18 protein-coding genes and 1 pseudogene are annotated in these 23,804 nt (G+C 70.9%); 8 read left to right on the top strand and 11 right to left on the bottom strand.

Annotation, left to right across the window (positions count from 1 at the left end; genetic code table 11):
* The first annotated feature begins 967 nt into the window (after positions 1 to 967).
* On the top strand, positions 968 to 1,129 hold the full coding sequence (locus ACFPZ3_RS43795; RefSeq protein WP_379520300.1) for a hypothetical protein: 162 nt from the start codon (positions 968 to 970) through the stop codon (positions 1,127 to 1,129).
* Between the two features lie 748 nt (positions 1,130 to 1,877).
* Here ACFPZ3_RS43795 and ileS read toward each other — a convergent pair.
* Entirely contained in the window at positions 1,878 to 5,024 is a 3,147-nt protein-coding gene (ileS, locus tag ACFPZ3_RS43800; RefSeq protein ID WP_379520301.1) for an isoleucine--tRNA ligase, read from the bottom strand.
* Between the two features lie 457 nt (positions 5,025 to 5,481).
* Between ileS and ACFPZ3_RS43805 the strand changes: the two genes are divergently transcribed.
* The 3 genes from ACFPZ3_RS43805 to ACFPZ3_RS43815 are packed head-to-tail and all read left to right on the top strand — an operon-like array spanning position 5,482 to position 7,344.
* Complete coding sequence (locus ACFPZ3_RS43805; RefSeq protein ID WP_379520302.1) at positions 5,482 to 5,871, top strand: TraR/DksA family transcriptional regulator; 390 nt, start codon at positions 5,482 to 5,484, stop codon at positions 5,869 to 5,871.
* Positions 5,835 to 6,422, top strand: coding sequence for a signal peptidase II (gene lspA, locus ACFPZ3_RS43810; protein WP_379520303.1), 588 nt, complete (start codon positions 5,835 to 5,837; stop codon positions 6,420 to 6,422). Before ACFPZ3_RS43805 ends, lspA begins: the two co-directional genes overlap by 37 nt.
* Positions 6,415 to 7,344 (top strand): RluA family pseudouridine synthase, encoded by a 930-nt coding sequence (locus ACFPZ3_RS43815; RefSeq protein WP_379520304.1) that lies wholly within the window; start codon positions 6,415 to 6,417, stop codon positions 7,342 to 7,344. The genes lspA and ACFPZ3_RS43815 overlap by 8 nt, the downstream gene beginning before the upstream one ends.
* A gap of 3 nt (positions 7,345 to 7,347) precedes the next feature.
* Here the strand turns inward: ACFPZ3_RS43815 and ACFPZ3_RS43820 are convergent, their stop codons facing one another.
* From ACFPZ3_RS43820 to ACFPZ3_RS43845, 6 genes are read right to left on the bottom strand one after another with little or no spacing between them, the layout of a single operon-like run.
* On the bottom strand, positions 7,348 to 8,637 hold the full coding sequence (locus ACFPZ3_RS43820) for a serine/threonine-protein kinase (RefSeq protein ID WP_379520305.1): 1,290 nt from the start codon (positions 8,635 to 8,637) through the stop codon (positions 7,348 to 7,350).
* A 10-nt stretch (positions 8,638 to 8,647) separates the two neighbouring features.
* Positions 8,648 to 8,959 carry an AzlD domain-containing protein gene (locus ACFPZ3_RS43825; RefSeq protein WP_379520306.1) on the bottom strand — a complete coding sequence of 104 codons (312 nt, stop codon included), beginning with the start codon at positions 8,957 to 8,959 and terminating at the stop codon, positions 8,648 to 8,650.
* Positions 8,956 to 9,618, bottom strand: coding sequence for an AzlC family ABC transporter permease (locus ACFPZ3_RS43830; RefSeq protein WP_379520307.1), 663 nt, complete (start codon positions 9,616 to 9,618; stop codon positions 8,956 to 8,958). Before ACFPZ3_RS43830 ends, ACFPZ3_RS43825 begins: the two co-directional genes overlap by 4 nt.
* A gap of 11 nt (positions 9,619 to 9,629) precedes the next feature.
* Entirely contained in the window at positions 9,630 to 10,472 is an 843-nt protein-coding gene (locus tag ACFPZ3_RS43835; RefSeq protein WP_379520308.1) for an AraC family transcriptional regulator, read from the bottom strand.
* Positions 10,469 to 12,028, bottom strand: coding sequence for a serine/threonine-protein kinase (locus ACFPZ3_RS43840; protein ID WP_379520309.1), 1,560 nt, complete (start codon positions 12,026 to 12,028; stop codon positions 10,469 to 10,471). Before ACFPZ3_RS43840 ends, ACFPZ3_RS43835 begins: the two co-directional genes overlap by 4 nt.
* 14 nt (positions 12,029 to 12,042) lie before the next feature.
* Positions 12,043 to 13,863: a serine/threonine-protein kinase gene (locus tag ACFPZ3_RS43845; RefSeq protein WP_379520310.1), complete on the bottom strand. Its 1,821-nt coding sequence runs from the start codon at positions 13,861 to 13,863 to the stop codon at positions 12,043 to 12,045.
* Positions 13,864 to 14,154: 291 nt separating this feature from the next.
* Here ACFPZ3_RS43845 and ACFPZ3_RS43850 point away from each other — a divergent pair, with 291 nt between their 5' ends.
* A complete protein-coding gene (locus ACFPZ3_RS43850) occupies positions 14,155 to 14,985 on the top strand; it encodes a chorismate mutase (protein WP_379520311.1) in 831 nt (276 codons plus the stop codon).
* Between the two features lie 7 nt (positions 14,986 to 14,992).
* On the opposite strand, the gene ACFPZ3_RS43855 is transcribed toward ACFPZ3_RS43850, so the two are convergent.
* Both ACFPZ3_RS43855 and ACFPZ3_RS43860 read right to left on the bottom strand, forming a co-directional pair.
* On the bottom strand, positions 14,993 to 16,030 hold the full coding sequence (locus tag ACFPZ3_RS43855; RefSeq protein WP_379520312.1) for an SGNH/GDSL hydrolase family protein: 1,038 nt from the start codon (positions 16,028 to 16,030) through the stop codon (positions 14,993 to 14,995).
* Between the two features lie 63 nt (positions 16,031 to 16,093).
* The gene (locus tag ACFPZ3_RS43860; RefSeq protein ID WP_379520313.1) at positions 16,094 to 17,485 is read right to left on the bottom strand and encodes an amino acid permease; all 1,392 of its coding nucleotides are present in this window, start codon (positions 17,483 to 17,485) and stop codon (positions 16,094 to 16,096) included.
* Between the two features lie 170 nt (positions 17,486 to 17,655).
* On the opposite strand from ACFPZ3_RS43860, the gene dnaE reads away from it, so the two are divergent.
* On the top strand, positions 17,656 to 21,183 hold the full coding sequence (dnaE, locus tag ACFPZ3_RS43865; RefSeq protein ID WP_379520314.1) for a DNA polymerase III subunit alpha: 3,528 nt from the start codon (positions 17,656 to 17,658) through the stop codon (positions 21,181 to 21,183).
* A gap of 42 nt (positions 21,184 to 21,225) precedes the next feature.
* On the opposite strand, the gene ACFPZ3_RS43870 is transcribed toward dnaE, so the two are convergent.
* Together ACFPZ3_RS43870 and ACFPZ3_RS43875 are read right to left on the bottom strand one after the other, a co-directional pair.
* A complete protein-coding gene (locus ACFPZ3_RS43870; protein WP_379520315.1) occupies positions 21,226 to 21,360 on the bottom strand; it encodes a hypothetical protein in 135 nt (44 codons plus the stop codon).
* A 90-nt stretch (positions 21,361 to 21,450) separates the two neighbouring features.
* Positions 21,451 to 21,648, bottom strand: a pseudogene (locus ACFPZ3_RS43875) (response regulator transcription factor); the annotation flags it as partial.
* 333 nt (positions 21,649 to 21,981) lie between these two features.
* Here ACFPZ3_RS43875 and ACFPZ3_RS43880 point away from each other — a divergent pair.
* Together ACFPZ3_RS43880 and ACFPZ3_RS43885 are read left to right on the top strand one after the other, a co-directional pair.
* Positions 21,982 to 22,107 carry a hypothetical protein gene (locus ACFPZ3_RS43880; RefSeq protein ID WP_379520316.1) on the top strand — a complete coding sequence of 42 codons (126 nt, stop codon included), beginning with the start codon at positions 21,982 to 21,984 and terminating at the stop codon, positions 22,105 to 22,107.
* A gap of 161 nt (positions 22,108 to 22,268) precedes the next feature.
* A complete protein-coding gene (locus tag ACFPZ3_RS43885) occupies positions 22,269 to 23,651 on the top strand; it encodes an amidase (protein WP_379520317.1) in 1,383 nt (460 codons plus the stop codon).
* Positions 23,652 to 23,804: the final 153 nt, after the last annotated feature.

Genomic DNA, 23,804 nt, shown 5'->3' on the forward strand with positions numbered 1-23,804 from the left:
CCCCACACCCGGAGCTGGCGGGCCCGGCGCCAAGCCTGGGCAGGCCGGTGGCAAGCCTGGACAGCCAGGTGGTAAGCCCGTGCAGACCGGCGGTAAGCCCGTACAAGCCGGTGGTAAGCCCGTGCAAGCCGGTGGGAAGCAGGGGCAGTCGGACGATACGCCTGGGCAGTCCGGTGCCGGCCTTGGGCGGCCTGGTTCCACGACGGGTCCTGGGCGGCCTGGTTCCACGTCGGGTCAATCCGGTCCTGGGCAGTCTGGTTCTACGGCGGAGCAGCGTGGTGGCAAGCCGGGGCAGTCCTCGGGTGCGCGGAACGATGACTCCGCGGGGCCCGCGACGGCGCCGCAGCCTCGTGTGACGGTGTCGGGGATGCCCGCGCGTCCGGAGTCCTCCGATGGGGTTGCCAAGCCGTCGCAGCGCCCTTCTGGGCCCGTTGAGGAGCCGTCCTCCGCCGGAGAGACGGCGGTTCTGCACGAGCGGCCCGCGTCCTCGGCCGAGTCGACGGCCAAGCCCAAGGGGCCGCTGCCAACCGGCGCCCCGGGGGGATCGTCGGGCGCCAAGCCCGGAGCCGTCCCCGGAAAGGCCGGATCCGAGCGCCCGCCAGCCGCAGGGGCTGAGCGTCCGCCTGCCGCAGGTGCCGAGCGCCGGACCGCCACGGGGTCCGAGCGGTCGCCCGGCGCCGAGAGGTCGCCCGCCGGCGAGCGACCATCAGTTGCCGATGCTGGGTCCAAGGCAGAGAGCTCCAAGACAGATGCTCCCAAGGAAGGTGAGCCGAAGGTAGGGCCCGCCAAGAGCGGGGCTCCCCAGGGCGGCGCTCCCCAGGGCGGCGCTCCTCAGGGTGGCGCTCCTCAGGGTGGCGCTCCCAAGGGTGGCGCTCCCAAGGCGGGGGCTGCCAAGGGCGATGCGTCTGGTGATGAGCCTGCTGATTCCAAAGGGCCCGGCGGTGGCAAGGGTGAGCGGCCGAGGACGGTGAAGGTCATCATCGGCACTCGCCGCTACCACAGCACCGCCTGTCCGTTGATCCGGGGCGCGGGTGAGACCGGCGTGGAGACGATGACGCTCGCGTCGGCGGAAGCGGCCGGGTTGACGAGCTGCTCGGTGTGTCAGCACGAGCGCGAGACGGTGGGCTGAGAGCCTCCCCCTGAGGTGGGCCAGGAGGCTCCTGATGTGAGGTGAGAGCCTCGCCCCGCGTGGGCCCTCGCCTCGCGTGGGCCAGGAGGCTCCTGACGTGAGCTGAGAGCCTCTCCCCGACGTGGGCCAGGAGAGTCCAGTCCTGACGTGGGTTGGGAGCCTCCCCCTGAGGTGGGCCAGGAGGCTCCTGACGTGAGGTGAGAGCGTCTCCTCGACGTGGGGCCAGGAGAGTCCAGTCCTGACGTGGGCTGGGAGCCTCCCGTGGCGTGGGTCAAGAGGCTCCTGCTGACGTGGGCTGGGAGCTTCCCCCTGGCGTCTCGGTGGTCGCTCTCACCGTGTTGGGCATCGGCCCCGCCCAGTGCTCACGATCAGCCGACTCGCGGCGATCGCCGACATCTACGCCGATGTGCAGCACAAGATCGACCAGCGCGCCGAATACCGCCGCCGGACCGGCGAACTGGCATGCGGTGAAGGCTTGTCGTGCCCGTCCTGGACCGGATGCGCAGTCTTGGGTCAGCGACCTGAGGGTGTGCCTGGAGCGCGACTCGTGGGTGCTGATGCGAGCACCGGATCAGCGCGCCATGCCGCAGCGGATACGGGACAAGGACGCCGGCTTTGAGGGCCGCGAGACGACGCCCGCGTGTGATCAGTCAGTCGACACCCTGCCGCGCCGAACCACCGGGCACGACAGCTGAAGGTGAAGAAGAAAGGGGCGCACCCCGCGGAGTGGGGTGCGCCCCTGGAAGGGTCAGGCGCGGCGGAGCTGGAAGGTCAGGCCCAGGTCCTCGTCCGTGTGACGAGGGAGGTCCTCGGCGGCGCCCTCCGTGAGGGTGGTGGCGAGGACTTCCTCGGTGACCACGCGGCCGTCCGAGCGCAGGGCGGTGGCCAGGTCGGGGGAGGAGGCGCTCCACCAGAGGTCGATGCGGTCCGTGATCGACAGGCCGGTGGACTTGCGGGCCTCCTGGACCAGGCGGATGACCTCGCGGAGCAGGCCCGCGCGGCGCAGGTCGTCGTCGAGCTCCAGGTCCAGGGCCACCGTCTCGCCCGTGCCCGTGCCGATGGCGCCCGTCTCGACGGCCCAGCCCGAGCGGGGCTGCTCGTTGACGATGACCTCGTCGGGGCCGAGCATGATCTCGCCCAGGTCTTCGGACTCGACCATGACCGTGGAGCCGGAGCGCAGGGCCCTGGCCACGCGGGTGGGGTCGGCGGCGGCCACCGCGGCGGCCACGAGCTTGGTCTGGGAGCCGAAGCGCTTGCCCAGGGCCCGGAAGTTGGGCTTGACCGTGTAGGACACGAGGTCGGCGCTGAAGCCGGACATGTCTTCGAGGGCCTGGACGTTCAGCTCGTCGGCCACGAGGCCGCGCAGCTCACCGGGGAGTGAGGGCCAGTCGTGCGCCCCCACCAGGGCGCGCCGCAGCGGCTGGCGGGTCTTGACGCCGGAGGAGGCGCGGGCCGAGCGGCCCAGCTCCACCAGGCGCCGCACCAGGGCCATCTGGTCCGACAGCGCCGGGTTCAGCAGGTCCTCGCGCACCTGCGGCCAGGAGGCCAGGTGCACCGACGAGGGGGCGTCCTCGGCACGCAGGACGTCCCAGAGGTAGTCGGTGACGAACGGCGTGACGGGCGCCATGAGCCTGATGACCGTCTCCAGGCACTCGTACAGTGTGGCGAAGGCGTCTTCCGAGCCCTGCCAGAAGCGGCGGCGCGAGCGGCGTACGTACCAGTTGGACAGGTCGTCGAGGAAGTCGGCCAGGCGGCGGCCGGCGCGCTGGGTGTCATAGACGTCCAGCGCCGCCGTGACCTCGGCCACCGTCCTGTGCAGCTCGGCCAGCGCCCAGCGGTCCAGCAGCGGGCGTTCGGCGGCCGGGGTGGCCTCCGCGAGCCGGGCCGGCGACCAGGACTCGGCGTTGGCGTAGAGGGTGAGGAAGGAGGTGGTGTTCCAGAGCGTCAGCAGGACCTTGCGGACGATCTCCTCCAGCGTGTTGTGCCCCACCCGGCGGGCCGCCCACGGCGAGCCGGAGCAGGCCATGAACCAGCGCAGCGCGTCGGCCCCGTGCTCGTCCATCAGCGGGATCGGCTCGAGGATGTTGCCCAGGTGCTTGCTCATCTTGCGGCCGTCCTCGGCCAGGATGAGGCCGAGGCAGAGCACGTTCTCGTAGGAGGACTGGCCGAAGACGAGCGTGCCGACGGCCATCAGCGAGTAGAACCAGCCGCGCGTCTGGTCGGTGGCCTCGCAGATGAACTGCGCCGGGTAGACGCCCTCCGGCTTGCCGCGCTCGCCCCACTGGGCGAACGGCATGGAGCCCGAGTCGTACCAGGCGTCGATGACGTCGGGCACGCGGCGGGCCAGGGCGCCGCAGGCCGGGCAGTCGAAGGTGACGTCGTCGACGTAGGGGCGGTGCGGGTCGAGCGCCGAGACGTCCTGCCCGGCGAGCGCGCCCAGCTCCTCCATCGACCCCACGCACGTCACGTGGGACTCATCCTGTGAGCACACCCACAGCGGCAGCGGCGTGCCCCAGTAGCGCGAGCGCGACAGCGACCAGTCCACGTTGTTGCGCAGCCACTCGCCGAAGCGGCCCCACTTGATCGTGTCCGGGTACCAGTTGGTGCCGGAGTTCTCCGCCAGCATCTGGTCCTTGACGGCGGTGGTGCGGATGTACCAGGAGGGCAGGGCGTAGTAGAGCAGCGCGGTGTGGCAGCGCCAGCAGTGCGGGTAGCTGTGCTCGAGGTGGCCGCCGCGGTACAGCAGCCCGCGCGCCCGCAGGTCCTCGGTCAGCTCCTCGTCGGCGTCCTTGAAGAAGCGGCCGCCGACCATGGGCACGTCGTCGAGGAAGCGCCCGTCGGGGCCGACCGGGTTGACGACGGGCATGTCGTAACGCCTGATCACGGCCAGGTCGTCGGCGCCGAAGGCGGGGGCCTGGTGGACCAGGCCGGTGCCGTCCTCGACGGTGACGTAGTCGCCGAGCACCACGTAGTGGGCGCCCGGGATGTCGACCAGGTCGAACGGGCGCGAGTAGGTGGTGCGCTCCAGGTCGCGACCGGCGTAGCGGGCCACCTCGGTCACGTCGTCGCCGAGCACCGACAGCAGCGGCTCGGCCACGACCAGGACCTCGCCCTCGGCCGTGCGGGCCGCGACGTAGGTGACGTCGGGGTGCACGGCCACGGCCGTGTTGGAGACCAGCGTCCACGGCGTGGTCGTCCAGATGAGCAGGGAGGCGCCCAGCTCGGCGAGGGGGCCCGAGGTCACGGGCATGCGGACGTAGACCGACGGGCTGGAGACGGTCTCGTAGCCGCCCGGCTGGCCCAGCTCGTGGTCGGACAGCCCGGTGCCGCAGCGCGGGCAGTAGGGCGTGATGCGGAAGTCGCGGAACAGCAGCCCCTTGTCGAAGACGACCTTCAGCGACCACCAGACGGACTCGATGTAGGACGGGTCCATCGTGCGGTAGGCCTGGGACAGGTCGATCCAGTAGCCCATCCGCTCGGTCATCTGCTCGAACGCGTCCACGTGCCGCAGCACCGACTCGCGGCACTTGGCGTTGAACTCGGCGATGCCGTAGGTCTCGATGTCCTTCTTGCCGGACAGGCCCAGCTCGCGCTCCACGCCGACCTCGACCGGCAGGCCGTGGCAGTCCCAGCCGGCCTTACGCGGAACGCTGAAGCCGCGCATCGACTTGTAGCGCGGGAACAGGTCCTTGAACACCCGCGCCTCGACGTGGTGGACGCCGGGCAGGCCGTTGGCGGTGGGCGGGCCCTCGTAGAAGACCCAGGAGGGGTTGCCGGAGTTCTGCTCGATGGACCGCTCGAAGATCTTCCCGTCCCGCCAGCGGTCGAGGACCTCGCGCTCGAGCGCGGGCAGGTCGACCTGCGCGGGAAGAGAGCGGAATGATGGGGAAGACATTTCGGGCGGGACCTCCACGCTTGATCGGCCGTTGGGCTGTGCGCGAAGGGACGAAGCCTCGCGGCTCCGCGGTACCACCCTTCTTGGCCTCGCCGCGCGGGCGGGGCCCTCTTCATTTGAGCTGCTGCCGGTTCTAATGAGCTCGCGAGAGCCGTTCTTCCGGCGGCTCCGGGGTGATATCCCTCACAGTCGGGCCCCATCAACGCCTTGCAGTCTCAAACCATAACGCAGAGTGGGGGCGAAGGCTTCCACGTTTTCCAGGTGGCGACCCGCCCACCGGTACGTAAGTCGTAAACGGTGCAAAGTTGTGGGAATGGACGCCCCTGGGGAGGAGTTGAATGCGCGGGGCGGGATAGTACGGGGGAGGTAAACCGTCCGGCGGGTCGTTTGCCGTTCCGTTATCAGGATCCTAAGCTGCCCGCACCATTTACGGCCTTGATCAGCAATGGAGGCAGCCATGGCGGCAGTCACGCAGACCGCTACACCGTCGATGTGGTCGGAAGAGGAGCTGGCCGAGGTACGCGGCAGTCTCCAGTCGGAGATCGACGAGCTCGAGGCGGACATCACGCGCCACGAGTCGGAGATCGCCTCCGGGGACGTCACCCAGGGAGCGGGCGACGACCAGGCGGACGCCGGCGCCAAGACCTACGAGCGCGAACGCGAGATCGCCCTTACCCTGAATGCGCGCGATCTGGTCGCGCAGAACGAACGTGCGATCGCCAGGATCGACGCAGGGACCTATGGAGTGTGCGAATCGTGCCACAAGCCGATCGGCAAGGAACGCCTTCAGGCGTTCCCGAGGGCGACGCTGTGCGTGGCCTGCAAGCAGAAGGAGGAGCGCCGGTAACGGGAGGCGGGAGTCGCGGGCGGCTCTTCGCCGTCCTCGTCGTGCTGGCGGCCGTGATCTACGCGGCCGACCTCATCACCAAGACGGTGGTGCTGCGCACCCTGGAGGACCAGCCCCCCCTGGTCGTCATCCCGGACGTGCTGCAGTTCCGGGTGATCTTCAATTCCGGTGCCGCGTTCAGCATCGGCACCGGAATGACGTTCGTCTTCACCTTCATCGCGGCGGGCGTGGTCGTGGCCATCGTGCGCACGGCGCGCAAACTCGGCAGCCGGGCCTGGGCACTCACCCTCGGGCTGCTGCTGGGCGGCGCGCTCGGCAACCTCACCGACCGGCTGCTGCGCTATCCCTCGGGGTTCGGGCGCTCCTCGCAGCTCCAGGGGCACGTCGTGGACTTCATCGAGGTGCTCCCCGGGCACTTCCCCATCATCGACTATTTCCCCGTGTTCAACGTCGCCGACTCCGCGATCGTCTGCGGTGGCATCCTGGCGGTGCTCCTGGCCTGGCGCAACGTGCAGATCGACGGGTCCAAGGAGGTGGCGAAGGATGACTGAGCAGCGCAGCCTGCCGGTGCCCGACGGGCTGGAGGGCGAGCGGGTCGACGCCGCGCTCTCGCGGCTGTTCGGCTTCTCCCGCACCCGCGCCGCCGAGCTGATCGTGGCGGGCGAGGTGCAGGTGGACGGCCGCCAGCCCGCCAAGTCCGACAGAGTGCACGCCGGAGCGTGGCTGGAGGTGACGATGCCGCCGCCCGTCACCACGCCCATGCCGGTGGCCGAGCCCGTGCCGGGCATGACCATCGTCTACGAGGACGACGACATCATCGTGGTCAACAAGCCCATCGGGGTCGCCGCCCACCCGACCGTCGGCTGGACCGGGCCCACCGTGATCGGCGGGCTGCTCGGGGCCGGGCACACGATCGCCACCAGCGGCGCCGCCGAGCGCCAGGGCATCGTGCACCGGCTCGACGCCAACACCACGGGCGCGATGGCGGTGGCCAAGAGCGAGCACGCCTACTCCTTCCTCAAGCGGGCCTTCAAGGAGCGCACGGTCGACAAGCGCTACCACGCGCTGGTGCAGGGGCATCCCGACCCGTTCAGGGGCACGGTGGACGCGCCCATCGACCGGCACCCGTCGGGCGACGGCCGCTTCGCCGTGGTGGCCGGCGGGAAGCCGTCCGTCACGCACTACGACACGGTGGAGGCGTTCAGGGCCGCGTCGCTGCTGGACATCAAGCTGGAGACCGGACGCACGCACCAGATCAGGGTGCACATGTCGGCGCTGCGCCACCCGTGCGTCGGAGACCTCCTGTACGGCGCCGACCCCACGCTGTCGGCCCGCCTCGGCCTCACCCGGCAGTGGCTGCACGCGGTGGCGCTCGGGTTCGAGCACCCCTCGACCGGGGAGTGGATGTCGTTCAGCACCGACTACCCGGCCGACCTGAACAAGGCCCTGGAGATCGTCCGCGAGGAGTCCTGAGGCTCAGGCCCTCTTCTTCTTGCCCTTGTCCGATGCCCGGCCGTTGCCCGAACCCTCCACCTGGCTGGGGGTGGCGGCGGCGGGCGTCTTGTCCTTCTTGGTGCCGGTCGGCTCCGGCCTCCGGGTCTTGCCGGTGGTCCGCTCGCCGGTCGGCGTACCGGACTGTTCCCGCGAGGGCGGCGGGGTGCTCCCGGTCCGGGGCGCAGCGGTCTGCGGCGGAGTGGTCTGAGGCGGAGTGGTCCGCGCCGGCGCCTCGTACGTCGGGCGCGGGGTCCCCGTCTTGGAGGCGGTGGCCGTCACCACGGCGGGGAGAGGACCCGGCGGCGAGGTGCGGTGCTGGTCGCGCTGGGTCCACCAGGCGGCCCCGCCCGTGACCAGGCCGACGACGACCGCGCCCGCGGCGATCGCGGCCACCGGCGAACGGCGCCGCCGCCTCATCCCGGGAACGGTGACAGGGCCCGTCCGCTCGGGGACGCTGCCCGTCAGGATCGCGCCCACCCGCCGCTCGGCCTCCTCCAGCGTCATGCGCTGGGCCGGATCCTTGCGCAGCAGCCCCAGCAGCACGGGGGCGAGCACGCCAGCGCGGGCCAGCGGCTCCGGCTCGGCGTGCATGACCGCGCCCAGCGTGGCCAGGGCGTTGTCCCGGTGGAAGGGGGACTTGCCCTCGACGGCCATGTACAGCGTCACGCCCAGCGACCACAGGTCCGACGCCGGCATGGCCCGGCTGCCCGCCGCGCGTTCCGGCGCCATGAAGGCGGGGGTGCCGACCAGGATGCCCGTGCGCGTGAGGGGCGCCTCGTCCTCGGTGGTGGCGATGCCGAAGTCGGTGAGCACCGCCCGGCCGTCCTGGGCGAGCAGCACGTTGTCGGGCTTGACGTCCCGGTGTAAGACGCCGGCCGCGTGCGCGGCGCGCAGCGCCTCCATGAGCTGCAGCCCGACGGCGGCGGCGTCGAGCGGGGGCATCGGGCCCTCGTCGCGGATCAGCTCGCCCAGCGTGCGCGAGCGCACGAGTTGCATGACGATCCAGGGGTGGCCTCGTTCCTCCACGACGTCGTACACGGTGGCCACGCCGGGGTGCGCCACCCGGCCGGCCGCCCTGGCCTCACGGAAGGTGCGCTTGGCGAACTCCTCGCGCTCGGCGCCCGTCAGATCGGGCGGCGGCAGCACCTCCTTGACGGCCACGTCCCTGCCGAGCACCTCGTCGTGCGCCTGCCACACCGTGCCCATGCCGCCTTGACCGATCGTCTTCAGCAGCCGATATCGCCCGCCGACCATCTCCGCAGAATCGGACATGCACCGGCGACTACCCCAGAAGAATCCGGACAAGCGCGGTAATCGCCGCCGCGGTGGCCAGAACGACCAGGAAAGGGGCGCGCAGCAGCAGCGCCACGACCGCCGCCCCGAGCCCCGCCGCGCGGGCGGGATCGAAGCGCAGCCCGCCCTGCTCCGTGAACAACTGCACCGCGATCAGCGCCGCCAGCAGCGCCACCGGCACCAGTTCCGCGAACCTGCGCACGGCCGGATGGTTCAGCACCGCCCGGGGCGCGGCCAGCCCGGCCAGCTTGAGCGCGTAGCAGCCCGCGCAGACGGCGGCGATCGCCCACCACAGCGTCATCGGACCATCACCACCAGGACCGCGACGGCCGACAGCAGCACGGGCACGCCCGGGGGGAAGAACGGGGTGGCGCACAGCGCGATCGCCGCCGCGCCGGCGGCCAGCCCGCGCAGTTCGGCGCTGCCCGCCAGGCGGGGCCACAGGATGGCCAGGAACGCGACCGGGCCCACCACGTCCAGCCCGAGGACGCCGGGGTCGCCCAGGAACGAGGTGCCGTAGGCGCCGGCCAGCGTGGTGAGGTTCCAGGTGAGGTACAGGCTGGCGAACGTGGTCAGGAAGCCCGTGCGGGCCGCCTGGGGGGTCGGCTGGGCCAGCGTGACGGCCGCGGTCTCGTCGATGACGCCGTGCGCGGCCAGGAGCCTGCGCGGGCCGCGTACCTGGAGCAGGTCGGCCAGGCGCAGGCCGTACAGGGTGTTGCGGCCGCCCAGCAGCAGCGCGCCCAGAGCGGCGGTCACCAGGTCGCCGCCCGCGGCCACGGCGCCGGTGAGCGCGAACTGCGAGGCGCCGGTGAAGGCCAGCAGGCTCAGCACGCACGCCTGCGGCACCGAGATGCCCGCGGTGATCGCCGCGGCGCCGAAGGCGAGGCCGGACAGCCCCACGGCCAGGCCCACGCCGAGACCGTCCCGCACGGCGGCGGAACGGTGTGTGTTCTGTTCCATGCCACCTGAGGCTAGATGGCGGACAAATCACCCGTCTTGTACGTTCCTGCAGCCCGCTGGTACGCGGCAGGCGGCACGCCCACAATGCGTTTGAAGTGCCGGTTCAGGTGGGCCTGATCGGTGAAGCCCACCTCGGCGGCCACCCGCGCGGGAGGCACACCGGAGCGCAGAAGACGGCACGCCTGCCGGACCCGCAGCGAGGTCAGGTACGCGTGCGGCGGCATCCCCGTCGCCGCCTTGAACGCCCGCAGCAGCGCGAACGGCCGCGACCCCACCGCGCCCGCCAGGTCGTCCAGCGCCGGAGGATCGACCAGGCTCTGGTGCAGCAGGTCCAGCGCCTCGCGAACGGCCCGCCTGCCCACGTCCGGCACGATCGCGGCCGGTCCCGGGGCGGCGTGGCGGGTCAGCAGCCGGGCGAACAACGTGCGGCTGAGCGTCGAGGCGGCCAGCGCGTCGCCCCGCTCGGCCGCCTGGTGCGTCCGCCCGAGCAGCGCCGCCAGCTGCTCGTCGCGCGCCACCTGCTCGGGAAAGTGCGGCGTCCCGAAGGGCATGCCCAGCTCGGCGGCGATCCCGGCCAGCGCGTCGATCGACGGATAGAGCATCCGGTACGCCCACCCGCCCGGCGTCCCCGCCTGCCCCGTGTGCGCCGAGTCGGGGTTGACCAGCACCAGCTCGCCCGCCGCCGCCCGATGCAACGTCCCCTTGTAGTCGAACTCCTCCACGCCCGAGACGATCAGCCCGATGGCGTAGCCGTCGTGGGCGTGCCTGGTGAAGCGGTGGGTGACATAGCGGGCCTTGAGCAGGTCCGTCTCCGGCACCGCCGGGTGCCGCCAGAATCTCGCCTGCTCCTTCACAGCGGCCTGAACGCCTTGACGAACGTGTCGAAGTAGTGCCTGTCCCTGGCCCAGCGGGCGTGCGGGCTCTCCCAGTAGAGGGCGTACGGGCGGCCGTCGGCGGTGTGGAAGCCGCGGTTGATCACGTGGATCAGCACGCCGTCGCGCATCCTGGTGAACTCCCAGTCGGACGCCTCCATGCCGAGGTAGCGGGTGGAGGTGATGCCGATCCGCTTGTACTGCTGGAACTCGCCCTTCGCGCGGATCTCCGCCTCCAGGGCGGCCCAGTGCTTGACCGGGTCCTGCCAGGGGAGGTCGGGGACGGTCCACTCCACGATCATCGTGCCGGGGACGCCGGCGCCCTTGAAGGTGACGCTGTCCCTGGCCGGGTTCTTCGTCGCCCGCCACTGCCGGGGCAGGGCGATCTGGAAGCCGCCCGCGGTGTTCCTGTACGACCGCCAGCCCACGGGGACCCGTGGGTTCGTGGCGGTGGGGGCCGGGGTGGGAGTGAGGGTTGGGGTGGGGGTGGGGGTCGCGCTCGGCTCGGTGGTTGGCGTGGCGGGCGGGGGCGTGGCCTGGGCCGTCCACCGGTCGGACAGCAGGACGCCGCCCGTGCCCAGCACCGCCACGACGGCCACCGCCGCGGGCACCCCGAGCCACAGCGCCTTGCCGCGCCTGCTCCGCTGACCGGGAACCGTGGGGTACGGCACGCCACCGGTCGTCCGCCCGGCAGGGCTCGCTTCGGCATCCCATGGGAGGCCGGGCGTGGTCGCGACCGGGGCCGAGGCGACCTCGTACAGGAGCCTGGCGGCCTCCTCCGCGGGCATCCGCGCGGCCGGGTCGCGGCGCAGCAGGCCCATGATGACCGGCTTCAGCGCCCCTGCCCGCACCGGCGGCTCCGGCGCGTCGCGCAGCACCGCCGCCACCGTCGCGGCCCAGGAGTCCCGTTTGAACGGCGGCTCCCCCTCGACCGCCGCGTACAGCGTGGCGCCCAGCGACCACAGGTCCGACTCCGGCCGGGCGGGCTCGCCGTTGAGGCGCTCGGGCGGCATGTACGCGGGCGTGCCCACCAGGTTGCCGGTCGCCGTCAGCCCCGCCTCGGTCTCCATCGAGGCGATGCCGAAGTCGGTCAGCACCACCCTGCCGTCGTCGGCGAGCAGCACGTTCTCGGGCTTGACGTCACGATGCAGCACCCCGGTCGCGTGCGCGGCCCGCAGCGCGTCGAGCACCCGGCCGCCGATCAGCGCGACCTGTCCCGCCCGCAGCGGCCCGCTCTCGCCGATCACCTGCGCCAGCGAGCGCGAGCGGACGAGCTGCATCACGATCCAGGGCCGGCCGTCCTCCTCCACGACGTCGTGGATGACGACGACCGAGGGGTGGTCGAGCCGGCCCGCGGCCCTGGCCTCCCTGATGGTCCTGCGGTTGAGCTCGGCCCGCTTGGCGTCGCCGACGCCCGTGTAACGGACCTCCTTGACCGCCACCGTGCGGTCTAGCAGCTCGTCGTAGGCTCGCCAGACCACACCCATGCCGCCCTCGCCGAGCGGCTCGATGAGACGGTAACGATTGCTGACGCGCACGGAGCGCAGCCTACCTACTTGGGAGGGACGAACGTCGCACAGAAGCCTTCGAAGAGGTCATAGTCGGCCTTCCAGTGGCTGCTGAGCGTGTGCCAGTAGATCGCGTACGCCTTCCCGTCCTCCGCGATGAACCCTCGGTAGCGGATGTGGCTCTTGCCCGTGTTGGTGGGCCAGATGAAGTCCCAGTCGGCGGCGGCCTTGCGGTAGTCCACCTTCTTGATGCCGAGCTTCTTGTAGCCGCCGTAGCCGTCCTTGAGACTCGGCTCCAGCTTCTTCCAGCCCTTCAACGGGTCCTTGCCGAGCTTGGGGAACTCCTCGATCCGCACGTGCGCGTTGGGCGCCCCGCCCGGACCCTTGAACTCGACGCCCTTGCCGGTGCGCTTCCACTCGTCCCAGCCCTTGGGCAGGCCGATCTGGAAGCCGAGCTTGTCCTTGTGGTTCTTCCACCCGGACGGCATCGCGTCCTTCTTCGTCTCCTCGGGTGTCGCGCTGGGGGAGGAGCTGGGCGACGCCGGCGCGGACGCCGACGGCTCGGCCGTGGGCGGCTGCGAGGCGGACGCGCTCGGCGGCGCCTGCGACTGGTTCGTCGTGACGGCCGCCGCGTGCGCGCCGGCATCCTCCTGCGGCCCCTCGTCGGGAGCCGAGCGCAGGCCGAGGTAGCCGCCCACACCCGCCACCAGCAGGACCGCCACGGCGACCGCGATGATCAGGGCGGCCCGGCGCTGCTCCGGCCTGCCCGCCTCCATCGTGGACTCGGCAGGAGGCCGCGGCGGTTCGGCGGTCAGCGCCTGGGGGATGCGGACGCCGGTCTCGGGCATGGCCTCCTGGGAGGGGGACAGGAGGTCGGGGTCGGTCGGGGTGTCGTCCTCGACCGGCGCGTACGGACGCCTGGCCTTGGCGGGACGCTTCGGCTTCGTCGGCGCGGTGGGGCGCCGCTGCTCGGCCGCGGCCGGCACGTGCAGCTCCTGCGCGGCCGGGAACTGCGCGGTGGGCGGCGGGCTCACCGGTGCGTTCATCTGGGCGAGGGTCTCGCGCAGCCGCCGCTGCGTCTCCTCGTACGTCAGCCGCTGCACCGGCTCCTTCTCCAGCAGCCCGCTGATCACGTCGCTGAGCGGGCCCACGTGGGTCGCGGGATCCGGCTCGTCGGTGAGCACGGCGTGCATGGTCGCCAGGGCCATCCCGCGCTCGTGCGGCGAGCGGCCCTCCACGGCGGTGTACAGCGTGGCGCCCAGCGACCACAGGTCCGACTCGCGCCGGGCGGGCAGTCCCTTGAGCCGCTCGGGCGCGATGAACGCCGGCGTGCCCGCCAGGCCCGTCACGGTGAGCTGAGTCTCGGTCTCCAGCGTGGCGATGCCGAAGTCGGTGAGCACGACCCGGCCGTCGTCCGCCAATAACACGTTCTCGGGTTTGACGTCACGGTGCAGCACGCCCGCCTCGTGGGCGCGGTGCAGCGCGTCCAGCATCGCCAGGCCGATCTCGGCCACCCGTTTGGGCTGCAGAGGCCCGTCCTGCTTGATCACGGCGCCCAGCGAGCGCGACTGGACGAGCTGCATGACGATCCAGGGCCGGCCGTCCTCCTCGATCACGTCGTGCACGACGATCACGTTGGGATGCTCGAACCTCGCCGCCGCCCTCGCCTCGCGCATGGTGCGCCGGTTCAGCAGCTGCACTTCCTCGCCCAGGGCGGCGGCGTATCTGACCTCCTTGACCGCGACTGTGCGGTCGAGAAGCTCGTCGTGGGCACGCCAGACGATGCCCATTCCGCCCCTGCCAATGGGTTCCTGCAGCTGGTAGCGGCCGGCGATGCGGCGTCCGTCCTGCTTGCGATCCGACATCAACGGCCTCAAACCCTCCCTCTAGGCCAAGAAATACTCCCATAGGCAGGGATCAACGGCGACTCGCCTGAAGGACAGTCCGTCATGTGGGAAGGGCTGCCCAGCAGGTGGAGGCAGGGGTGTAGGGTTCAGATATGACTTGTCGTCGCTACGCGTTTACCGAGCCGGCTCCGGGAGAGCCGGTCGTGAGCTAGCGACCACCTGGAGTCGGCACGAGGCAGAGACATCCGTCTCTGCCTTTTTGGGTTTTGTCCCGCCGGCTCCAGGGGCCGGCCGAATGGGGAGTCGGGAATGTCATCGACGCTGGAACGGCACGCGGTGCCGGTGGGCGAACTGCTCGTGGGCGAGGGGCCCGCCGTGGTGATCGGCGGCCGGGTGAGCCTGCGGCGCGGGCAGGCGCTGGAGGGAGCCACGCTCGTGGAGCCGTCCACGGCCGCCGACCTGCCGGCGATCGCCGAGCACGCGCACGCCGTGGTGGTGGGGGCGTCATGGACGCGCGACATCCCCCTGGTGCGCGCGGCGGCCGGGCTCGGGCTGCCGGTGGTGGTGGAGCGCCGGGCCACGGCGTCGGTGGAGGAGTGGCTGGGGCTGGCGGACTACTGCGCGACCGAGGGGGACGGGCGGGTGATCCTGTGCGAGGGCGGCCGGCCCGACCTGGCGCTCATGCGGGCCGCCAAGGCGGCCTCGGGGCGTCCCGTGCTGGCCGACGTCTCCGGCGACGTCGGCCTGTCGGCCGCCGCCGTCGCGGCCGGGGCCGACGGGCTGATCGTCGACGCCTCTGACGTGGGGGCGGACCGGCGGGTGGCGGAGGAGGCCGTGGCGCTCGTCGGCGCCCTGCTGCGCGACGAGGCGCCCGCCACGCTGCCCGAGGCCAGGCAGGCGATCGACCGGGTGGACGCCGCGCTGGCCACGCTGTTCGAACGGCGGGCCGCGCTGGCGGGCATCGTGCAGCGGATCAAGCCGGTGGGCGGCTTCGCGGGCCGCGACCTGGGCAGGGAGCGCGCCCTCGTCGCCAGGATGGCCGTGCGCGCGCCCTCTCTGGGTGAGGAGCGGATGGCCACGATCATGAACGCGGTCATCGAGGCGGGCCTGCACCTGGCCGAGGAGCGCGCGGCCCGGTGAGCCCGGCTCAGGGGGTGGCGGCCACGTGGACGTTGTTCATCGGCCGGCCGGGGCCGGCCGCGATCTGCTTCGTGATGAGCTCCGCGAACCGGCGGTAGCCGTCACCCGTCGGGTGATAGCTGCGCGCGTTGACCGACAGCTCCTCCATGTTCATGGCCAGCCCGTTCAGGAACGGCTGCGGCCGGCCCACCTCGTGGCCGGCGAACGACTCGTAGGCGTCCACGTATTCGGCGCTGCCGGGCGCGCCGAACGCCGCGATGGCCCGGTCGAAGTCCGCCACCACGGCCCCCACGGCGTCGTTGAGCCGCCGCGTCATGCCGTTCAGCCAGCGCTGGTCGGCCTCGCTCATGTTGTCGACGCTCGTCTGCGGGCTCTCCGGGAACGGCCTGGGGTAGCCGAGCACGATGACGCGGGCGCCGGGGGCGCGCACGCGCAGCTCGCGCAGGATCTGGAGCATGCTCGTGCGCAGCTCCTCGATGCGGCGGCCGACGGCGGCGTCCTGGTCGACGCAGGCCGTCGACCACGGGATCTTGACGATGCAGCCCGTCAGCACCTTGGTGAAGCCGGCGTCGTTGCCCCCGATGCTCAGCGTGATCAGGCTCGCCGCCGAGTTCACCCGGGTGATCTGCGGCGGCTGGCCGTACTGGCCGGTCAGGAGCTGGCGGGTGGTGGCTCCGCTGCAGGCGTAGAAGGCGGTGCCGCCGCCGAACCTGTAGGCGTTCGCGACCAGCGGAACGTAGGAGCCCGTCGCCCGGTGGCAGCGGTCGGCCCCGTCGTTGACCGGCTCCTCGTCCAGCTCGTAGACCCCCTCGCCGGAGGAGTAGGAGTCGCCGAGCGCGACATATCTGCCGCTCTGGGCCACTTGCACGGGTGTCAGCCTGGTCACCACCGGCAGGGCGCCCGGCGCCTCCCGGCCTGCGGGGCAGCCCGCGTCCAGGACGGCGCAGGCCAGCTTGGGGTAGACGCCGAGGGGCAGGCACGCCAGCGCCAGCACGACGCCGGCGGCGGCCGCCGCGGCTGCCTGGACGACCCCCCGTCGAGCCATCCGTCTAGCCTCGTCCAGTGCGACCTCCCCGAGCGGCGACTGCTTCTGCTGCCGCCATCGAGACTACCCAGCCGATGATCGGCCCGGGAATGGCTGGGCGGCCACGGTTCCTGCCCGCCGCGCGCGCCGCCGGCTCACCGCCAGCCAGCCCAGGGTGATCGCGATGGCCAGGGCGGGGGCCAGGTAGAAGGCCACCCGCTGGTCCTGGTCGGCGAACGGCATCAGCAGCACCACCAGCGCCAGGAACGCCAGCGTGAGCCAGTTGGTGTAGGGGGAGCCGGGCATCGGGAAGTCCGAGCGGTGCCCTGTGCGGCGCAGGCGGATCTGGCAGAACACCAGGACGCCCCACGTGGTGATCACGCCGAGCGAGGCCACGGCCGTGGCGATGTTGAAGGCCCGCTCGGGCAGGAAGTAGAACAACGCCACCCCCGCCACGAACATCAGGGCGGTGAACACGATGCCGCCGATGGGCACGTGCCGGGAGCTGAGGGCGCCGGCGAAGCGGGGGGCCTCCTGCTTCATCGCCATCGAGCGCAGGATTCTGCCCGTGGCGTACAGGCCGGAGTTGCAGGAGGAGAGGGCGGCGGTGATCACCACGAGGTTCATGGCGTCGGCCGCCCACGGGACGCCCAGCCCGGAGAAGACCGTCACGAACGGCGAGGTGTCCGCCTGGTAGGCGGTCCAGGGCAGGACCATGGCCAGCAGCGTCACCGAGCCCACGTAGAAGATCCCGATGCGCCACACGACGCCGTTGATCGCCTTCGGCATGATCTCGTGCGGCCTGGCCGTCTCGCCCGCCGTGATCCCGACCAGCTCGATCGAGGCGTAGGCGAACACCACCGACTGCAGGCTCATCAGCACCAGCGGGACCCCGGTCGGGAAGAACCCACCGTGCGCCACCAGGTTCTGCGGGCCCGCGTCGCCGACCGCGAACACCACCAGCACCAGGCCCACCACCAGGAAGACCGTGATGGCCAGGACCTTGAGCATGGCGAACCAGAACTCCAGCTCGCCGAACATCCGCACCGACAGCAGGTTGACGGTCATGACGAAGCCGAGGGAGATCAGGGCCGTGAGCCACTCGGGGAAGGCGGGGGCCCAGTAATGGACGTACGCGGCGATGGCGGTCAGCTCGGCGATGCCGGTGAAGGCCCAGTTGATCCAGTACATCCAGCCGCTGGCGAAGGCCGCCCACGGGCCGATGAACTCGCCGGCGTACTCGACGAACGAGCCCGAGGCCGGGCGGTAGAGCACGAGCTCGCCGAGCGCCCGCATGACGAAGAACGCGGCCACCCCGGCGGCGGCGTACGAGAGCACGAGGGCCGGGCCCGCGGCGGCCAGCCGGCCGCCGGCGCCCAGGAACAGGCCCACCCCGATCGCCCCGCCGATGGCGATCATCTGGACCTGCCGGTTGCCCAGCGCGTGTTTGTATCCCTCGTCCGACTGCGTGCGCACCGAGTGACTCCTTGATGACTTTAAGTGACATCGAGGATATCGGTACGGCCTGTGGCGTTGGACCCGCCGCGCCGGTCCGCGGGGCTGGTGTGAGGCGGCCTCGGATTGTCGGTGCCGCCAACTACAGTTCAGTTATCGCACACCACTTCGAGACGGGGAGGCGCCGCTCCATGTCGCCCAGCGACTCGTTCGTCCATCTGCACGTCCATACCGAATACTCGATGCTGGACGGGGCGGCCCGCCTCAAGCAGATGTTCCGACATGTCGGCGACCTGGGCATGCCCGCCATCGCGATCACCGACCACGGCAACCTGCACGGCGCCTACGACTTCTACCGGCAGGCCACGGACGCCGGCGTGAAGCCGATCATCGGCATCGAGGCCTACGTGGCGCCCGAGCGCCGCCACAACAAGAAGCCGGTGTCGTGGGGCGAGCCGCACCAGAAGAGGGACGATGTCTCGGCGGGTGGCCACTACACCCACATGACGATCTGGGCGCGTGACAGGACCGGCCTGCACAACCTGATGAAGCTGTCCTCGCGCGCCTACACCGAGGGTTTCGTGCGCAAATGGGCGCGGATGGACGCCGAGCTCCTCGCCGAGCACGCCGGCGGTCTCATGGCCACCACGGGCTGCCCGTCGGGCGAGGTGCAGACACGGCTGCGGCTCGGCCAGTACGACGAGGCGCTCAAGGCCGCCGCGAAATACCAGGAGATCTTCGGGAAGGACGACTTCTTCCTGGAGATCATGGACCACGGCCTCGACATCGAGCGCCGCGTCCGCGACGGGCTGAGCCGGATCAGCGCGGAGCTGGGCATCCCGCCGCTGGTGACCAACGACTCGCACTACACCCACGAGGCCGACGCCGCCTCCCACGACGCCCTCCTGTGCATCCAGACCGGCAAGCAGCTGTCCGACCCCGACCGCTTCCGCTTCGACGGCACCGGCTACTACATCAAGAGCGCCGAGGAGATGCGCGCGGTCGACTCCTCCGACCTGTGGGCCGAGGGCTGCCGCAACACGCTGCTGGTGGCCGAGCGGGTCGATCCGTCGGGGTTCTTCCCGTTCAAGAACCTCATGCCGACCTACCCGATCCCCGAGGGGATGACGGAGAGCGAGTTCTTCCGCCGCGGCGTCTGGGAGGGCATGGACCGGCGCTGGCCGGACGGCTACGACGAGCACCACAGGAAGCGGGCCGAATACGAGATCGGGATCATCGAGCAGATGGGCTTCCCGAGCTACTTCCTCGTGGTAGCCGACTTCATCATGTGGGCCAAGCAGAGCGGCATCCCGGTCGGGCCCGGGCGTGGGTCGGCGGCGGGGTCGCTGGTGGCGTACGCGATGGGCATCACCGACCTCGACCCGATCGCGCACGGGCTGATCTTCGAGCGGTTCCTCAACCCCGAGCGCGTCTCCATGCCCGACGTCGACATCGACTTCGACGAGCGCAGGCGCGGCGACGTCATCCGCTACGTGACCGAGAAGTGGGGCGCCGACAAGGTCGCCATGATCGCCACGTTCGGCACCATCAAGGCGAAGGCCGCCATCAAGGACGCCGGCCGCGTCCTGGGCTACCCCTACGCGCTGGGCGACCGGGTCTCCAAGGCCTTCCCGCCCGCCGTCATGGGCAAGGACATCCCGCTCGCCGGCATCTTCGACAAGGAGCACCCGCGTTACGACGAGGCCGGTGAGCTGCGCAGGCTCTACGAGGAAGACGCCGACGTCAAGGCGACGATGGACCTCGGCAGGGGCCTGGAGGGCCTGATCAGGCAGACCGGCGTGCACGCCGCCGGCGTGATCATGTCGGCCGAGGTGCTGACCGACCACGTCCCGATCATGCGCCGCGACTCCGACGGCGTGATCATCACGCAGTTCGACTATCCGGCCTGCGAGTCGCTCGGCCTGCTGAAGATGGACTTCCTGGGCCTGCGCAACCTCACCGTCATGGACGACTGCCTCAAGATGATCGAGGCGACCACGGGCGAGAAGGTCGATCTGCTCGGGCTGCCGCTCGACGACCGTAAGAGCTACGACCTGCTGGCCAAGGGCGACACGCTCGGCGTCTTCCAGCTCGACGGCAGCGGCAGCCGCTCGCTGCTGCGCCTCATGCGCCCCGACCACTTCGAGGACATCTCGGCCGCCCTCGCCCTCTACCGGCCGGGCCCGATGGGCGCCAACTCCCACACCAACTACGCCCTGCGCAAGAACGGCCAGCAGGAGATCACACCGATCCACCCCGCCCTGGAGGAGCCGCTCAGGGACATCCTCGACACCACCTACGGCCTGATCATCTACCAGGAGCAGGTCATGGCCATCGCGCAGCGGGTGGCCGGCTACTCGCTCGGCAGCGCCGACCTGCTGCGCCGCGCGATGGGCAAGAAGAAGAAGGCGGAGCTGGACCAGCAGTACACCTCCTTCGAGCAGGGCATGAAGGACAACGGCTACCCCGCCGCCGCCATCAAGGCGCTGTGGGACATTCTGCTGCCCTTCTCCGACTACGCCTTCAACAAGGCCCACACCGCCGCCTACGGCCTCATCGCCTACTGGACCGCCTACCTCAAGGCCAACCACCCGGCCGCCTACATGGCCGCGCTGCTCTCCGCGGTCAAGGACGACAAGGACAAGTCGGCCCTCTACCTCAACGAGTGCCGCCGCATGGGCATCAAGGTGTTCCCGCCGGACGTCAACGACTCCGACTTCGACTTCACGCCGCGCGGCACCGACATCCGCTTCGGGCTGTCGGCGGTGCGCAACGTGGGCGCCAACGTCGTCGACGGCATCATCGCCGCGCGCAGGCAGAAGGGCCGCTTCTCTGACTTCAAGGACTTCCTGCGCAAGGTGCCCGCCGTCGTCTGCAACAAGCGCGTGATCGAGTCGCTGGTCAAGGCGGGGGCGTTCGACTCGCTGGGGCACGTGCGCAGGGGCCTGATCATGGTGCACGAGCCGGCCGTCGACGCGATCACCGACATCAAGAGGAACGAGGCCATCGGGCAGGACTCCCTGTTCGGCGGGGCCGACGGCGGCGAGGACCAGACCTTCGACGTGCAGATCCCGGTGGGGGAGTGGGACAAGAACACCCTCCTGCAGTTCGAACGCGAGATGCTCGGCCTCTACGTCTCCGACCACCCGCTGTTCGGCGTCGAGCACATCCTGGCGCTCGGGGCCGACTGCTCGATCGCGGCCGTGCAGGACGAGGGCCGGGCCGACTCGCAGGTGGTGACCGTGGGCGGGATCCTCAGCGGGATGCAGCGCAAGGTGACCAAGAGGGGCGACACGTGGGTGCTGACCCAGCTCGAGGACCTTGAGGGCTCGATCGAGGTGATGATCTTCCCCTCCGCCTACCAGCTGTGCTCGACGATCCTGGCCGAGGACGCGATCGTCTTCGTCAAGGGGCGCATCGACAAGCGCGAGGACGTGGCGAAGATCATCGCCATGGAGGTGACGGCGCCCGACCTGACCCAGGAGATCGGGGGACCGCTGCTGGTGAGCCTGCCCCTGAGGCGCTGCACGCCGCCGGTGGTGGGGCGGCTGAAGGAGATCCTGGCCCTGCACCCTGGCCCGTCGGAGGTGCACCTGCAGGTCCACCACGGGCCGAAGACGACGGTGCTGCGCCTCGACGACCGCCTCCGGGTGACGCCCTCAGCCTCCCTCATGGGCGACCTCAAGCAACTGCTCGGTCCCGCATGCCTGATCCCCTGAGCCTTGGTGTCCCATCCTTTGCGCTGAGGGCCTTTCCATCCTTTACGGCTCCGCGCGGGAGAGCCCACCCACCACACGTGGCCGGCCTCTGTCCAGGGTGACGCTCACCGGGTGAGCGTGGCCGGCCACCGCGACGCGCGCCCCCTGGGCCGTGGTCGTGGTGACCTGGTCACTCATGGGGGCGCATGGCCGGGCTTCGGCCGGCCACCTGTTTCGTCGCCGCGTCGCGGTGTCGTTGGGTCATTCGTCGGCCGTCTACGTCCATGACTCAACGCCGTCCATCCTGGGCATCCTCGCGTCCACCAGCGCCACGTCTGGATCGCAGGTCTCGATCACACGCAGCGCCTCCTCCCCGTCGGCCGCCTCACCGACCACCTCGATGCCGTCCTCGATCTCCAGCATCTTGCGCAGCCCCTGCCGGATGAGCTCCTGATCATCGACCAGCAGAACTCTGATCGCCCTCACCGCACCATCGCCTTGGGTTGTCGCTCAGTAGCGCTGCCATGGCCTTCGCCGCGCTGTCGCCTTGCCCTGTCGCCTTGCCCTGTCGCTTTGCCCTGTCGCTTTGCAGTGCCGTCATGGTCTTCGCCATTCCATCGCCCTGCCTCTTCAGCCGGGAGCGCCCTCATTCCCTTTGTCGCGCGTCACGCAGCCGAGCCAGACGGAGCAGCATGGCACCGACTTTAATGATCCGCGCGGACGTTGTGATCCTCCCTGATGGCCATGACCATCGTCATGAACGATTTCAACCCCTGGTCCGACGCGCCACCCCGGCCCGCTTGCCTAGCGTGGTCGTCCATGAAAGCCACCCACCCCGTCTGGGCGATGCTGATCACGCTCGTCACCATGCTCGCGCAATTGATCGTCACCACTCCCACGGCCCACAGAGCGCCGTTACGGCGGCCCGCCATACGCACCTGGTGAGCGTCACCCTGGACAGACCCCGGCCACGTGCGGTGGGTGGGCCCTCCCGTGCGGAGCCGTAAGGGATGGAGGGGTCTTTGCGAGGAGCGGCTGTCGGGGTGGTGGGGGCTCGGTGGAGGGGGGCCGTCGCCTTGCCGGTGTCTGTGGGGGAGGATCGCAGGGTGAGTGAACTGCACTACCTGACTGCGACCGAGCTGGCCGACCTCATCAAGACCCGGCAGGTGAGCGCCGTGGAGGTCCTCCAGGCGCACCTTGACCGCATCGAACAGGTCAACCCCACCGTCAACGCCATCGTCACCCTCGTCGCCGAGCGGGCACTGGAGGCGGCCAAGGCGGCCGACGCGGCGATCGGCGCGGGGGAGCCGGTCGGGCCGCTGCACGGCGTGCCGGTCGCGCACAAGGATCTGGTCGACACCGCGGGGATCCGCACCACGTACGGGTCGCCGATGTTCGCTGACAACGTGCCCGACCAGGACGACGTGATCGTCGGGCGGCTGCGGGCGGCGGGTGCCGTCACCGTGGGCAAGACGAACACGCCGGAGTTCGGCACCGGCTCCCACACCGTCAACGAGGTGTTCGGCGCGACCAGGAACCCCTACGACCTGTCGAAGTCGGCGGGCGGCAGCAGCGGTGGAGCGGCCGTGGCGCTGGCCACCGGCATGGTGCCGCTGGCCGACGGCTCCGACATGGGCGGGTCCCTGCGCAACCCCGCCTCCTTCTGCAACGTCGTCGGACTGCGGCCCACCCCCGGGCGTGTCCCCAACCCGTCGGACACCGCCGCCTGGTACACCCTGGGCGTCTCCGGGCCCATGGCGAGGACGGTCGAGGACGTCACGCTGATGTTCGGGGCCATCGCCGGGTTCGACCGGCGCTCCCCGTACTCGATCAAGGAGGTTTTCGCCCCCGAGCCCGAGCAGGGCGTGGCGGGGCTGCGGGTGGCGTGGAGCCCCGATCTGGGCGGGCTGCCCGTGGATTCGCGGACGGCGGCGGTCACCGCGACGGCGCCCGGCGTGTTCGAGCGGCTCGGCGCGCACGTCGAGGAGGTTCAGCCGGATCTGAGTGGCGCCGAGGACGCGTTCAGGACCTATCGGGCCTGGTACTACCTGCTCGCCCACGGGAACAAGAGCGGGCTCGGGCCCAACACCGCCTGGAACGTCGAGCAGGGCCGGCAGGTCACGGGCGTCGACCTGGCCAGGGCGGAGGTGGCGCGCAGCGGCCTCTACCAGCGTATGGCGGCCTTCTTCGACACCTACGACGTGTTGATCGCGCCGGTCAGCCAGGTGCCGCCGTTCCCGATCGAGTATCCGCACGTCAGCGAGATCAATGGGCAGAAGTTGCCCGACTACCTGTCGTGGATGCGTTCGGCGTACTGGATCAGTGTGCTGCACTCGCCGGCCGCCTCGGTGCCCGCCGGGTTCACGGAGGACGGACTGCCGGTGGGGGTGCAGATCGTCGGGAGGCCGTTCGAGGATGCCAGGGTGCTGCGGGTGGCACGGGCGTTCGAGCAGGCGACCCAGGTCGGGCTGCGCAGGCCCCCGCTCTGACACCGCGCAAGGACCACACGGGTATGGGCGCTGCTCCTGACTCGGGTCGATCCCGTACGGCGACGCGCTGTGCAGGGGCCTGACTCGGGTCGGTTCGGTATGGCGAGGCGCTGTGCAGGGGCCTGGCTCGGGTCGGTTCCGTACGGCGACGCG

Source organism: Nonomuraea insulae (assembly GCF_042656245.1).

Bases quoted from the DNA above. Each gene is read 5' to 3' on its own strand.
- ileS (WP_379520301.1), bottom strand. From the start codon at position 5,024: ATGTCTTCCCCATCATTCCGCTCTCTTCCCGCGCAGGTCGACCTGCCC.
- ACFPZ3_RS43805 (WP_379520302.1), top strand. From the start codon at position 5,482: ATGGCGGCAGTCACGCAGACCGCTACACCGTCGATGTGGTCGGAAGAG.
- ACFPZ3_RS43815 (WP_379520304.1), top strand. From the start codon at position 6,415: ATGACTGAGCAGCGCAGCCTGCCGGTGCCCGACGGGCTGGAGGGCGAG.
- ACFPZ3_RS43820 (WP_379520305.1), bottom strand. From the start codon at position 8,637: ATGTCCGATTCTGCGGAGATGGTCGGCGGGCGATATCGGCTGCTGAAG.
- ACFPZ3_RS43825 (WP_379520306.1), bottom strand. From the start codon at position 8,959: ATGACGCTGTGGTGGGCGATCGCCGCCGTCTGCGCGGGCTGCTACGCG.
- ACFPZ3_RS43830 (WP_379520307.1), bottom strand. From the start codon at position 9,618: ATGGAACAGAACACACACCGTTCCGCCGCCGTGCGGGACGGTCTCGGC.
- ACFPZ3_RS43845 (WP_379520310.1), bottom strand. From the start codon at position 13,863: ATGTCGGATCGCAAGCAGGACGGACGCCGCATCGCCGGCCGCTACCAG.
- ACFPZ3_RS43850 (WP_379520311.1), top strand. From the start codon at position 14,155: ATGTCATCGACGCTGGAACGGCACGCGGTGCCGGTGGGCGAACTGCTC.
- ACFPZ3_RS43855 (WP_379520312.1), bottom strand. From the start codon at position 16,030: ATGGCTCGACGGGGGGTCGTCCAGGCAGCCGCGGCGGCCGCCGCCGGC.
- dnaE (WP_379520314.1), top strand. From the start codon at position 17,656: ATGTCGCCCAGCGACTCGTTCGTCCATCTGCACGTCCATACCGAATAC.
- ACFPZ3_RS43870 (WP_379520315.1), bottom strand. From the start codon at position 21,360: ATGAGTGACCAGGTCACCACGACCACGGCCCAGGGGGCGCGCGTCGCG.
- ACFPZ3_RS43880 (WP_379520316.1), top strand. From the start codon at position 21,982: ATGAAAGCCACCCACCCCGTCTGGGCGATGCTGATCACGCTCGTCACC.